This window comes from Claveliimonas monacensis, from assembly GCF_014982975.1.
In the GTDB taxonomy this organism is placed as follows: Bacteria; Bacillota; Clostridia; order Lachnospirales; family Lachnospiraceae; genus Claveliimonas; species Claveliimonas monacensis.
In genome coordinates, this window is sequence record NZ_JADCKL010000021.1 from 1 (window position 1) to 13,238 (window position 13,238).

General features: G+C 44.5%; 5 protein-coding genes and 1 pseudogene. 1 reads left to right on the forward strand and 5 read right to left on the reverse strand.

Annotation, left to right across the window (positions count from 1 at the left end):
• Positions 1-213: 213 nt before the first annotated feature.
• The 5 genes from INF30_RS14220 to INF30_RS14240 all read right to left on the reverse strand — a co-directional run bounded on the left by INF30_RS14220 (position 214) and on the right by INF30_RS14240 (position 11,856).
• Positions 214-948, reverse strand: a complete 735-nt coding sequence (locus INF30_RS14220) for a pilin N-terminal domain-containing protein (RefSeq protein ID WP_226395679.1) — start codon at positions 946-948, stop codon at positions 214-216.
• Positions 945-1,832 (reverse strand): class C sortase, encoded by an 888-nt coding sequence (locus INF30_RS14225; protein WP_226395680.1) that lies wholly within the window; start codon positions 1,830-1,832, stop codon positions 945-947. Before INF30_RS14225 ends, INF30_RS14220 begins: the two co-directional genes overlap by 4 nt.
• A gap of 73 nt (positions 1,833-1,905) precedes the next feature.
• Entirely contained in the window at positions 1,906-3,435 is a 1,530-nt protein-coding gene (locus tag INF30_RS14230) for a SpaH/EbpB family LPXTG-anchored major pilin (RefSeq protein WP_226395681.1), read from the reverse strand.
• 20 nt (positions 3,436-3,455) lie between these two features.
• A complete protein-coding gene (locus INF30_RS14235) occupies positions 3,456-11,441 on the reverse strand; it encodes a hypothetical protein (RefSeq protein WP_226395682.1) in 7,986 nt (2,661 codons plus the stop codon).
• Complete coding sequence (locus INF30_RS14240) at positions 11,431-11,856, reverse strand: RrF2 family transcriptional regulator (RefSeq protein WP_226395683.1); 426 nt, start codon at positions 11,854-11,856, stop codon at positions 11,431-11,433. Before INF30_RS14240 ends, INF30_RS14235 begins: the two co-directional genes overlap by 11 nt.
• A gap of 579 nt (positions 11,857-12,435) precedes the next feature.
• Here INF30_RS14240 and INF30_RS14245 point away from each other — a divergent pair.
• Positions 12,436-13,238 (forward strand): annotated as a pseudogene (locus tag INF30_RS14245) (IS4 family transposase); the annotation flags it as partial.

Sequence of the window (13,238 nt, forward strand, 5' to 3'; positions counted from 1 at the left end):
TCGACAAAAAATAATCAATGCAAAAATCATGCCGACTCCCAACAAGAAAATCCTCAACTGGATTACTCTCACCTCTCTTGTCTTTGCTGTTTTTTCTTCCTTCTGCTGTCACACTAATGAATTGCCATGTCTCAACATCTCCTGATAGCAATTAGTAAACTCAAGACATTCTCTCTTCTCTTCTTACTCATTCTTAATAATAGTCATTGTCTTTCATTCGTTTGGTTGTTCTTCATCTCTTTTACTACGGTTTCTCCAAATCGTTAGCAGCACAATCATAATCACACTGACAGCTATTATTTTAACAAGTAGTTCTACTGGTGCATTGTCTCCTGTCTTTGCATTTTCTCCCTTAGAAGGTGTACTCTCTGTATTCTGCCCTGGTTTGTCTCCTGGCTCTTCCGGCTTATCCCCTGACACCCATTCGTTCTTAGGTTCTACCCGTACATCATAAAGACAATTTCCATTTTCATCGATTTCAGGAATAAACACCAAAAATGGAGCTGAGCGAAACCTGCCTGTATCATAGGCTACTTCATCATCAGAAAAACATAAATACATACTCTCTTCCAAATCATAAAAAATAGCTTTTCCATCTTGTCCTGCTGTTTCACGTTTTCCTTCTAATTTTTCTTTATCAACAAACTTTTTCAGCTGTTCCGCTGCTTTTTTTTGCCCGGAAGAACTCATATCTTCCAAACAAACGCCTGATTTTTCAAAATCGCCTTGTAATTCCCATCTGTTTTCCACCTTTTCCCCGACTTTATATAAAGAAAATTCTGCGCCAGATAACATTACTTGGTTTCCCTGTGGCGTAACTCCGTGATAATATACGATCAATGAACCTGTTTTTTCAGATGCCAATGCATTTTGAGGGATCATCAAGCAGAGCAACAGCAAACTACAGGTGCCTAAAAAAACGCTTATCTTTCCTACTCTTCTCTTCATCTTCTCTTTTTCCTCATTTCTTTCCGTTTCTTAATTCTTCTCCATATCCGATAACATAGAAATATTAAAATCAGAACACCGATCGCCAACAACAAAATTTTTACTTGGAATGGTATCGTTGGAATAATTTTTTCATCCGGTACCTGGCGAACCGCTTCTTCATATGGAATTCGTATTCCTCTGACTAATAACCTGTGCGTGTTCACTGCATAGGGCGTACAGGTTACCAGTGTAGCATAATCCTTTCCCGGTACTATCGTTAATGCTTTTGTATTTTCCGGCTCTACCGTAAGGATCTGATCAATCTGATATGCAAGCGTTTCTCCAAGAATCTTAATATAAAATATATCCCCTTCTGTCAGCTCATCCATATCTGTAAACAAAAGCTTTGACGGCAATCCCCGATGTCCGGTCAAAACCGTATGGGTGCTTTCCCCTCCCACCGGAAGGGAAGTTCCCTCAAAATGTCCGACACCACTCTGAAGCACCTTTTCTTCCGTCCCGTGGTAAATCGGCAGTTCCACCTGGATCTTCGGAATACGGATATATCCCATCATCCCGTTCCCGTCCACATTCAGCAGGCTTTGATACCGTTTGTCCACTTCTCTTTTTACCGGGGAAAAAGGGTCTAGTAACTCTATATTTCCCAGCATCTCCTCATTGTACTGTCTTGCCTGCTCCAACATCTCCTGTCTTTCGCTTTCGCTGATCTGTACAGCTTTCTCGTCATAGGATGTAATGACTCTTCCGCTGTTCTTTTCATACAGATAATTGCTGATGGTCGGATATAACAGTACGGAGAGTGCAATGAAAAGTCCTATCAGCCGTATCAGATCACCAATACGCCTTCTCTTTTTGTTTTTTCTTCTGTCTGTGTTCCTCATTCCATTCTCCCTGCTGTTATACGGGAACGGAGGCCGCTCTGAGGCGGCTCCCCGTTTTCCGTCCTAAATCTGCTTATTCAGCTCTTCTTCTCCTGCTGACTACAAAGCTTCCTGCAACAGCAATAACCAGTGCAACACCGATTACAGTAAACAGGATTGTACCCATTCCACCGGTTCCCGGAAGGATTGTGCCGGTGCTGTTTTCGATATCAATTACTTTGTCTGTTTCAGCTTTGTCATTTTTGCTGATTGTCCAGTTGTTGACATCATTATCTCCTGATACAGTCACTGTAACTTTGATCGGAGCGGTTACACCGTTGTAGCCGTCCGGTGCTTTTGTCTCCACAAGCCAGTAATCGCCCGCAGCCAGACCATTCAGCTTCAGGTTAAATCCTGTGCCCACATCTGCATTTGAAGAAACCATATCGTAGCTTAAGCCCCCACCTGTCTGAACCGGATTTACGGTGTAGGAACCATTGCTTCCTGTTACAGCAATCGGATTCTGATTCTGCTGTGCATCCGTCTCACTTCTGTAAATGCGGAAAGTCGCTCCATCCAGATATTCCACCCCAGTAGCGAACTTCTTAATTTGCAGCGGGAAAGTAGGTGTCTTCTCCTGTACCGGTGTCGTTGTGGTAGTATTGTCCGGATCATTGCCATATTCCAGAGAAGCGCTGTTGTTTGTAGTAACTACTGCATCGCTGTTTACCTTTGCATAATATGTAACAGTAAAAGTCTGTCCTTTGCTTGCCTGGTTGTCTCTGATCCACTGGGAGAGGTCTAATTCCATAGTTCTGTTATCCCCGCCGGAAAGTGTTGCTGACGGCTGTGTTGTAGCACTGCTTCCGATCTGAACACTTACGTTGTAGCTTGTACCACTCGGTTCTGTACCGCTCTGATCTACAAAATCAAGCCCGTTTGTCAGAGTATCGTGGATAATATACTGATACTGCTCATATCCTGTAGTATCCGGAATCGTACCTGTGATCACATACTTCACGATCTGTCCGATCTCTACAGAATCAATAGATGTTCCTTCTGTATTCTGCGCATCCTTTGTAATACTCGGAGCTTCCCCTTTCAGATCTACTTCCGTTCCTACTGCTTTGTCTACAGAAACCAGAGAAGACTGAAGTTCTTTTGTTCCGGTCTGGTATACAAGATAATAACCATAGTCCAGATTATCAAAGGTATAGTCTGTTGCGGCAGTTCCGATTTTTCCGGATGTGTCTGTTTCTGTCAGGTCGTTTGTCAGCGCATATGCTGTAAAGTCTTCTGCAAAATCCTGAACAGCTGTCCCTTCCAGCGCTGCGATCGCGTTATAAAGCGCTGCGCTGTCCGGTTCCGGATTCTCCTCTGTCAGATTAAGAGCGTCGATAATTCCGGCTTTATAGGTTTCGTTTACGGTATAAGCATAGTTTGTTCCGTTTACACTCAGGTTAAACAGCTTATACACATTGAGGGTCTGTCCCTCTAAGGTGTTGTTTGAATTCACCTTGACTTTCAGGCTTCCCTGGCCTTCGGCAGCGAAAACTGTTACAGACATTGCAAGCGCCATGACCATTGCCAGCAGAACTGCCATCATTCGTTTGAGTTTCTTCATTTCTTGTCTCCTTTGTTTTTTTATTTATAGTTATCCTGTCTTCTCTGTACTTTTCTCTTTCTGTATTCCCATGCTGCCACAGAACAGAGGAGAAGAACTCCTATCATATAGATCCATGCGGTCCCCATACCGCCCGTGTCAGGAAGAAGGCTGTCAAACCAGTTCTTCTTATTGGTTACAGTGATGTTGTATTGATAATCACCCTTGTAGGTTATCGTTGTTTCATAACCGTCAACTTTCGTTTCACTAATCTGATAGGTATAGTAATATTTCTCTCCATCCGCACCCACGTGATATGCGGTAAATTGTGCCCCGGAAAGAACCTTTTCCCATATATCTGATGTCTGTGCATCCTCTTTTTTCAAAATCACTTTTTCATTGAAGGTGTCATCAGTAATTGTCTGTCCATTCACTTCATAACTTCTTGTTATATGGAACACAACCTCACTACTCGGACGGTCTTTTTCCTCGTCCCCTTTCCACACCTTCTTCACGCGAAGCTCGATCAAATCCTTACATGGATCCTGAACGTCCGGTGTTTCTTCACCACCGCCCGGCTCTGTTGGACTGCTTGCTGTATTGTTCATAAGAACAGCCATAGCGCCATCTTCCTGATATACATCAACGGAAGTTTTTCCTGCGATGCCGCTCATATTGGCATCCTTCAAATCCGTAAACTTCACGACCTTATCTTTGGTCATATGACGAATAGTATAGATATTCTTCCATGCATCAGATGTATCGTATTTGTTCTGAAGTTCCTTGCCTGATTTGCCAAGCAGCTGTTCATAGGCAGTATCGCCGTCACGATAGATCCGGTAATAATTTTCATTGCCTTCGATGCCTTCCACATCGTTGAACTCCCAGTTGGATTTGAGGCTTGACTTCCCGGTAAACGGTCCGGTCAAATCCTTTGCGCCCCGGACAACGTCTGCAAAGTACATGTTGTTGTTCTCAAGTAAGCCCTCATTGTTCCAGCCCACAAATCCTCCGGCAATGCCGTATTCGCCTGTTCCGTTGGCATTGTTTCCTGCACCGCCGCCATAGACGTCATAGCCGTCCGCAATACCTGTCACTGTACAGGAATCAATCTTTGTACGATTCGCCTTAATGAGTGAAATGGTGATTTCATTTTTCAGGCTTTCTTCATCAATCGTGCCGCCCTCAAAGCAGTTGATTTTAATCTCGCTGTCACCGATTTGGATAGTTGCAAGGTTCTGATCTTTCGCCAGGCCAACCTTGATGTCAAGTCCGAGAAGATTCAGGGATACCAGTTCTCCATCATACAGGGCATCGACTTTTATAATCCCCAGATCAATCTTAATGACATCGCCCTTTTCTAAGTTATCCAGTTGAAGCGCCTTTAATATCTGATTCACAGCTTGCACAAGTATTTTAACCAACTCGGAATCCAGTTTAATGTCTGCAAGATAGGCAAAGGTTGTCTTTCCTGCGAAGCCTCCGGCTATCTGTCCGCTTGTCACCTGTTTTAATCCGGTGACTGTATTGCCTGACAGTCTGCCCAAATCTGCAAAACCGGTAAAGCCGCCTGCAATTTCCGATTTATCCTTGGCATCTATCGTATTATCGCTATGAACGGTAAATCCTTCTGTGACACCTTCGACACTACATCGATCTACATGGGAACCGAAGACATCCATTACACCCGCGCCTGCGCTTAATAAGTCGCCCAGCGCGCCTAAGTTATCCAGATCTACCGTACCACTCTTTCCGAGATGTCCGATAAATCCTCCGGTATAGTTCATACCGTTGACCCTACGAAGCTTCGTCACTTTGGAATCTTTGACAGAGCCGTTAAGCAATGCACCTCCGAATCCTCCGGCCGAGCCTGAATAAACAGGATCATTGACATATTCTGTCTTCTTGCTGTCTCTTGCCTGTACTTCCAGTCCTGCCTCAGCTGCACCTGACACATCGGAGCTATAAATATACGTTCTGAAAGCATCCAGCACGCTCGTGCCTCCAAGGGTTAAAAGCGCTGACAGGATACTTGTATTGCCCTCCTCACTTACCTGCAATACTGCCGATACATCTGCAAGACCGACAAATCCTCCCGCATACTCGCCGCCTGTCACACTTCTGACATTCGATACATGAACGCCATTGTCTGCTACGTCCTTTTCTCCAATGACTGCGCCGTTCACTTCCCCGGCAAAACCTCCCGCCGCTTTTGCGTAGGCTGTGTTGCCCGTGCCGTTTGTATAAGCACCGTTCACAATGATGCCCCAGTCATCCCATGCGGATACATCTGCCCCCCGCACAGTCGATATGGTTGTATTGAGCAAGGACAATAAATCACCTGGTGCTTTAATCAGCTTCTGAAGCAGTCCGCCAAGGAGCCCTCCGCTTCCGGCTGTATCCAAAGCTGCCGCACTTGCTGGGTCAATCTGACCAGCAAAGCCTCCGATTGCTTTCGTACCTTCCACTTTTCTTAAATTTGCCACAAAGCACCGTTTGTTATTTGGATTCGGTGCGGCATCTGTTGCACTGTAAGTATTTATCTCAGACCAGTTGCCCCAGATCTGTCCGCCAAGCATATGGCCGACATATCCTCCGGCATAACCAACCTTTTCTATCTTCAAGGTGGAATCCTTTACTGGAATTCCTGTGGCTTTTACTGTCATTCCCGATTGGAAACCTGTCACATCCGAATTCCTTATGACCGGAACAAACGTCTGTACAGCGCTGATAGAGCCTGTAATATCCAGGCCAATTAAGGAAACTGTTCCGACTTCTGCAACGCCGCCAGTTTTCATTTCTCCAGCAAAACCTCCGGCGCTAGTGTAAGCAATGACATTTTTCGCATCCCACGCATGGGCATTTGTAACAACTCCTGCTTTCATGCGTCCGACGTAGCCTCCGGCAACGCCTGCCTCCATATCCTGTGTGCCGACAGCTGTTCTGCCTGCCTTGACATTGTAGCCATAGGCATATTTTTTAATTAATTCCTGTAACTGTTCTTCTGTGTCAACCGGTTTGTTCGGGAACTGGTCACCGTAAACACCGTCGCTGCCGACAGCCTCTGCCCACTTGTTCCATGTGGCCATATCCACTTTTCTAAGCGGTCCGTAAACGGCTGTATTCGTTTCCGTCGGATAGACAGCCCCGAGAAGACTTAACACGTTGCTTGTATTCAGCAGACCAAACAAAAGCTCTAAGTTTCCTGTTCCTGCCAGATCCGCTGTTTCCATCAATCCTGTAAAGCCTCCGGCAAATTCGCCGCCATAGACTGAACGGATACGGACAGCGGCACATTCCTTGCCGCCTTCGGCCGCCGCATTGCCTAAGATTCTTCCGCCGTGGTTGTAGCCCACATAACCGCCTGCAAGACCCCTCACACACTGGGTATCGGTAAGTCCTTCTGCACGAACCGCGCCGCCGCAAGGCACGCTTGTTGTCTGACTGTCCTCAATAATCGGGATAAAGGACTGTACAAGACTTGCAAGACTATCTGTTATATTTAAAACTCCGCCTAAAATGCTGCTGTTTTCTAATACAGAAGCAACATTTCCCGGTTCCATAATACCGGCATAGCCTCCGGCTGCCTCACGTCCGATAACGTAGGCAAATGAATTCGCATCACTGTTTTTAATGATCGTACCGGACATTTCTCCGATAAAGCCTCCGGCTTTTCCCAGGTTCTGATTATTCTCATCGCTTCCATTTGCCAGTACCGAATAACCACCGACAAATCCGTTGACATCGGAGTTTTCAATCGTAGAAGCAACCACGTCCAAAGCCTCCAAAAGATTCGTCAGCTGAATATTGCCGAGCAGCTTTAAGCCGCCTCCGACTGCCGCAGCAGAATCGATATCTACACAGCCCGCATAACCGCCTGCATATTTCCCGCCTTTGACCGCATACTGGGAATCTTTTGTGAAATAGTTCTCACCATTTGCAGATTCCAAACTGTCACTTGGAGGCGTTATCTTCGTATGCTTTAAGGATGTCACATCAGAATCTTTGATCTGTACACCGCCGCCGTATCCTAAGTATCCTCCGGCGTAGCTGTCTGTGTCTGTCGCTTCCACAGTAAATCCCTTCTCTGCCGACTTTACGCCCGCCGATTGGATCACTGGGATATAAACTTGCAATACATTGATCAGCTGACCAATATCAAGATTCAAAATTCCATCAAGCAGATTTAAACCGCCTGAAGAAGCGGTTGCCCCTGCATCGACTTTTCCGGCAAAGCCGCCGGCATGGGATTCACCCTTGATATTTTCCAATCCGAAGACGACGTAAGCCTCTGCGCTTGTGTGATTATCCACCTTACCGCTTTGCATTGCTCCGGCATAACCTCCGGCAAGTGTTCCCTCTACTTGCGGTTTATCTTCATTTGATAGAAATGTTACCGTTGTATCTGTATATTTCGGAAGCAGGTACGGCACTAAATTCAGTAAGGATTCAACCTTTACAATACCCGGAAGCTTCAGCTTGCCATCTTCATCCTCCTGCGCAAGCCCTGCCAGTCCGCCGGTATGAGAACGGCCGATAAAGCCGCCGGCATAACTGCCTTTTGTATCGCTGTGCTTTGCGACAACAGATTTTACATTTTTCACATGGGATGCCTCAACAACGGAAGCAACCGATTCTCCGATAAAGCCGCCGGCTGTGAAATCTTCACCATCTGTCTGTACTGCTCTTCCGTCGGAAAGAACCGTCAATCCGCCGTAAGCGCCAACTGTTTCACTATTGGTAATCGTTACCTGTATACCATCTGCCAGTGATAAAACGTTATTGAGTTTTACAAGTCCGAGTACATCCAGGCCACCTGCTGACGCAAGACTTGACGCTCCTGTTCTTCCGGCAAAACCGCCGGTATAGTTGCCTGCCTGAATGCTCTGAATGCCATTTATCTTCACCGCATCGGCTGTTCCGCCAATCATCAGACCGCTCGCTCCGGCAGCGTATTTCTCTGTCGCCGTCACCTTCCAGTCCGTTCCTTCTGCAGTAACCTGTGACAGCTCAAATGGGATAAACTGACCGACTCCAAGCGTGTTATTCAACACACCGATAGCATCTGCTGTCACAACGCTTCCGGCAATACCTCCGGCATATTTCTTGGCTTTCACCTCACGTAGCCCGGTGATTTTTCCACCAAAAGCAATTCCTTCTTGCTCGTCAGCAGTGATTTTCACACCATCGCCCTGACCAATCATACCTCCGGCATAATCTCCGGCGCTCTCGACCACAAGGCTTTCTCCCTGTACGCTGCATCCGTATATCTTTGACGGCATCACACCTGCCAAGGTTAAAAGCTGGTTTTTCTTATCCTCACTTCCGGATGCCAGCACCTCTTCTAACAGCTTAGACACCGAATCTACCAAAGTCGGCTTCTTCTCATCCTCTCCGCCAAGAGTGGTACCGAATCCAATCGTCGCCCTTCCGGCAAAACCGCCGGCATATTTCTTCCCTGCCTTAACACTGGAAAGACCGTTGACGGATGAATTGCTGCTGATACTATTTGCCATAGCTCCGTTGAAACCGCCGGCATAAGACTCCGCCGCTTCAATGGCAAGGCTCTGGCTCGTTACCGTACAATTGACCTGTCTTGATTTTGCATCAATCTCATATAATGTAATACCTGCTTCGTTTAAAAGACCTTTAATAATAGCGTCACGCTCTAAGCCTGCAAAGCCTCCGGCGCCGTTTTTCGCCTGTACGGATGTAAGTCCTGAAACAGAAGCATCAGAAATCTTTGTTCCCGTCTGGATTCCAACGAAACCGCCGTTATAATCCTGCGTATCATTACCAATCGATCCATTCTCAAGCGTCACACTGCAGTCTGCAATCACTGGGTTATGGTATCCCGTCGGAATCAGGTTTCCCAACGGAACGTCATTTTCTAATAAAATAGTAATCAAGTCACCCAGTCCGACACCCGGCACGATATTTAAAAGGGTAGACAATACTTTTACAACTTTTTCCGATAAACCGGATAAACCGTCATAAGTTTCCACGCCTTCTGTAAATCCGACAAAGCCACCGGAGATTCCTTTTGCACTGGTAACGGACGCTTCATCTACCGTACAGTTCTCCACATGGACGTCACCCACAATTCTGCCGGCAAAGCTGCCTGTAGCGAAGAGATCCGGACTGTTCTGCTTCAGCGTCAGAAGGTCTTTGATGACCTTACCTAATGTCAAATCACCAATAATCGGAAGAAGCTTCCCTAATCCATCTATCAGCCCGCCTAGAAGTCCACCCAATAGTCCAAGAACTCCTTCGATTAGAGAATCTACGTTTTCCTCTACTTCTACAGACTCGTTATTTACACTCACCTGTTCCAAGTGAATATTTTTTACCACTGCCGTTCCCGCAGAGCCAAGCTTACCCTCATCCAGCTTATTGGAAATTGTTCCGAAGAAACCAATACCGCTTGTGGTTTCCATATTCAGCTTGCCTGTCTGTTCCACATGAACATTTTTAATTGTCGGTGACACATTCGGATGCATATTCAGCCGGCCTTCCATCTTTCCTGAAAAATGGATTGGATCCCAATTATCGTCTGCACCATTAGAATAGTCGCCTTGGGATAAATCAATATCTCGGAAAATAATATAATTAGCATCTGAAGAATATTTTAAATCCTTATACTCCCTTTCCAAATCGGAAAAAGATGTGTATTCTGCCCCGCTAAACAATCCTCCGTCATCTGCACCGATGGAAGGTGTGCTTCCGTCTACTTTCAGACCTACCAATTCCTGAGAGCCAAAAAGTTCACCAAGAATATCTCCAAGAAGTCCACCAACAATACCAACAACTTCGTCAAGCAGTGTACCTGAACCCCAGTCGATGTTCATAAGCTCTTTCTTCTTTGTTTCATCACTTTGCTTTTTATACTGGAAATTTTCACTCCCCTCCTCAATATCATCTTTCTGATAACTGATACCCGTATCTAAGAAGTTGTCCATATTAAAGTCTGCATCGCCCGGATAATAGGGAACGATTTTGTGACCAAGCGGAATAACAACAAGTTTTGCTTCTGTTTTTAAGAACAACATCGGTGTCACACTCTTATCAGTTCCAATTGCCCGCAGCTGTTGCTCGTTTCCTATGAGGATGTATTTTTCTCCCTCAATGGTCGTATAACCCTGACCGATATAATCTCGTCCGCCCTTTTGCACCTCATCTGCGCTTGTCTGCACATACTGCTCGGATAAAAGTTCCGGCATCTGTTCTGTAAAGTCAGGACTTAACACATAGTTATGTTCCTTGCTGTAGGTCAGGTATTCCTGTGCTTCCTCCGGACTTTCGCCTGCCGGTGTACCGTCTTTATACAAAAGCTGTCCCATGCCCACTTTTTCAGGGATCATATCGTTTGACATGATTGGTTCTTCTGCGGAATTAGCAGAAGCAATCAGCCGAAGCTGATAGTTATTGTAAACATAAACCGTATCGCTTTCCTTATTATATAGGGCTGCATCCTCCGAAGGTGTTCCGGAAAAAGTCCCGGTAAATTCATCCGGCAGCGTCCACATTTCCCCTGAAGGCAACGGAATTTCATTCATCAGCATATAGGTCGCATCAGAAGTATATGTGATTATCTTTCCCTCGTTTACAACTTCTGTCCCGGTTCCAAACGTTTCTTCTTCTCTATCAGAAGTTCTTACTGGATTGCCTGTACCAATAGCCTGAAGCTGATGGAAATTATAAATTTTGATTATTCCATTTTCATAAAGTTCTGCCACATTTTCCGGTTCTACCATCTGTTCTGGGGAAGACGTTCCCTCTTCCACTTTTTCTTCTTCCGGAATCGTCTCGGTTTGTTCCTGCAAGACATTCTCTTGAGTTTCTCCCAGCTCTCCATCCGCTTCTTTTTCAGTCGAACCATCGACAGAAATAACATTCGGTGGTCCAGTCTCCAATTCCTGCGCCGAAACAGGTAACACTTGAAATAACATAGAAAATACTAATAGCCATGCAGTTCCTCTTTTCCAGAACTTCGGCACACATAAATGTTTTCTTTTCTTATCCTTCACAACGTCTATCTCCCTCTAATTCTAAGATTTCTTTTAGTGAAATAGTAAAAAAATGATTTTCTAACTTCTTTTGAACCTTTTCATAATATCTGCGTACTGCACAGTAATCTACCGCTTTTCGATTGCAGAACATATCTTCTTCCAAACATCTATTGATCTTTGTAGTATTTTCCATAAGACGTATTACGTCTCCCAAAGTAATCTCCTCTAAAGTCATGTTAAGGCGATATCCACCTCGGACGCCCAAATCTGAAGAAATATATTTTGCTTTTTTCAGCTTTGAAAGTACTTTTTCCAGATAGCCTCTTGGAATTTTCATTTCATTGGATATTTCTGTAGCTGATGCAAGTTTTTTACACTGTCCCAAATAGAGAACAGTCCTGATTGCATAATCTGTTGTTACATTAAGTTGCATGTTCTCCCTCCATATAAATCTGTTACCGTAAGAAGGCAGCATTCATATCTACGAATGCTGCCTTCTTACGGTACAAAACAAACCTTTAATCAAATACCCACCTAATAGGTATTATCTTTTTTTACATAATGAGTGCCCACATCCAAAGATGTAGACACTCAAAAATACTCTTGACAAAATTCATTCGTAGATCTTTTTTATTCGAAGACATTGTACCCCCCCCCGTAAAATTTTGTCAAGTCTTTTTTTGTTTTTTGAACCGTTTTTTTAGCTGTCTATATTCTCTTAACATTTCTGATAAATTCGTTTAAAAGATATACTTCTCATCATCACTAACCCTTTTAGAATATTCTTAGTGTATCCTTTAGAATTATTATTTGCTACTATAAAAAATATTAAAGAAGTAATTATATTGTGCTCAATTACTCCTTTAATATTTAATAACTAAAACTTCCCACACCAATACGGTGTGTTGAACCTTGAAAATTCAATATTTCAGCCAATAAAAAAGGCATAAACCTGTCCCGTTTGGTATAATGGAATTGACGAAAAACCATCTATACAAAGGAGATTTATGCCATGTCCAGTATACCACAAAACTATTGCGATGAGAACGAGTTAATTGATTGTGTTCAGAGATTTTTTTCCCGGCATCATGTCGGCAAGCTTCTCGCCAAATGCAATGGGATGAAAGAAAAAGGTGTTTCACCTGTTTCTCTGCTCCGCTACAAGCTCAGCAACATTTTTGTCGGAAGAAGCATGTATATGCAGCAACGAACTGGCTCCGTTTTACTTCTCTTCTGGCTGCAGATATCGTCAATAATGATCTCAAAGATCTAACGGACGATAGCAGGAAAAATGTGTTCATTGTTGATGACAGCCTTTTTAGTCGAACCAGCTGCAAGAAAACAGAACTGGGATCAAAAGTATTCGACCACACCGATATGCATTTCAAAAAAGGGTTTCGGATGCTTACATTAAGCTGGAGTGACGGAAACACACTGATCCCGGTAAACAGCTGTCTGTTAGCATCTGCAAAAGAAGCAAATATTATCGGTCCGGTAAAGAACTTTGATAACAGAACCATTGCAGGAAAAAGGCGCAAGCTTGCCCAGACAAAAGCACCTGAAGCAATGATAACCTTGTTGGATACTGCTCTCAGTGCAGGACTAAAGGCTGATTATGTCCTTTTTGATTCCTGGTTTTCCAACCCGGCACAGATCACAGCCATCCATTCAAAGGGGATGGATGTGATTGCTATGATCAAGAAAAGCAGCCGCATCAAGTATTCATACTGTGGTGAACAGCTGAATATCAAAGAGATCTATTTCAGGAACAAAAAACGCCGTGGCAGATCAAAGTATCTGCTTTCTGTTGACGTC

Excerpts from the sequence above, each read along its gene's own strand:
- INF30_RS14220 (WP_226395679.1), bottom strand. The coding sequence starts at position 948 with ATGAAGAGAAGAGTAGGAAAGATAAGCGTTTTTTTAGGCACCTGTAGT.
- INF30_RS14225 (WP_226395680.1), bottom strand. The coding sequence starts at position 1,832 with ATGAGGAACACAGACAGAAGAAAAAACAAAAAGAGAAGGCGTATTGGT.
- INF30_RS14230 (WP_226395681.1), bottom strand. The coding sequence starts at position 3,435 with ATGAAGAAACTCAAACGAATGATGGCAGTTCTGCTGGCAATGGTCATG.
- INF30_RS14240 (WP_226395683.1), bottom strand. The coding sequence starts at position 11,856 with ATGCAACTTAATGTAACAACAGATTATGCAATCAGGACTGTTCTCTAT.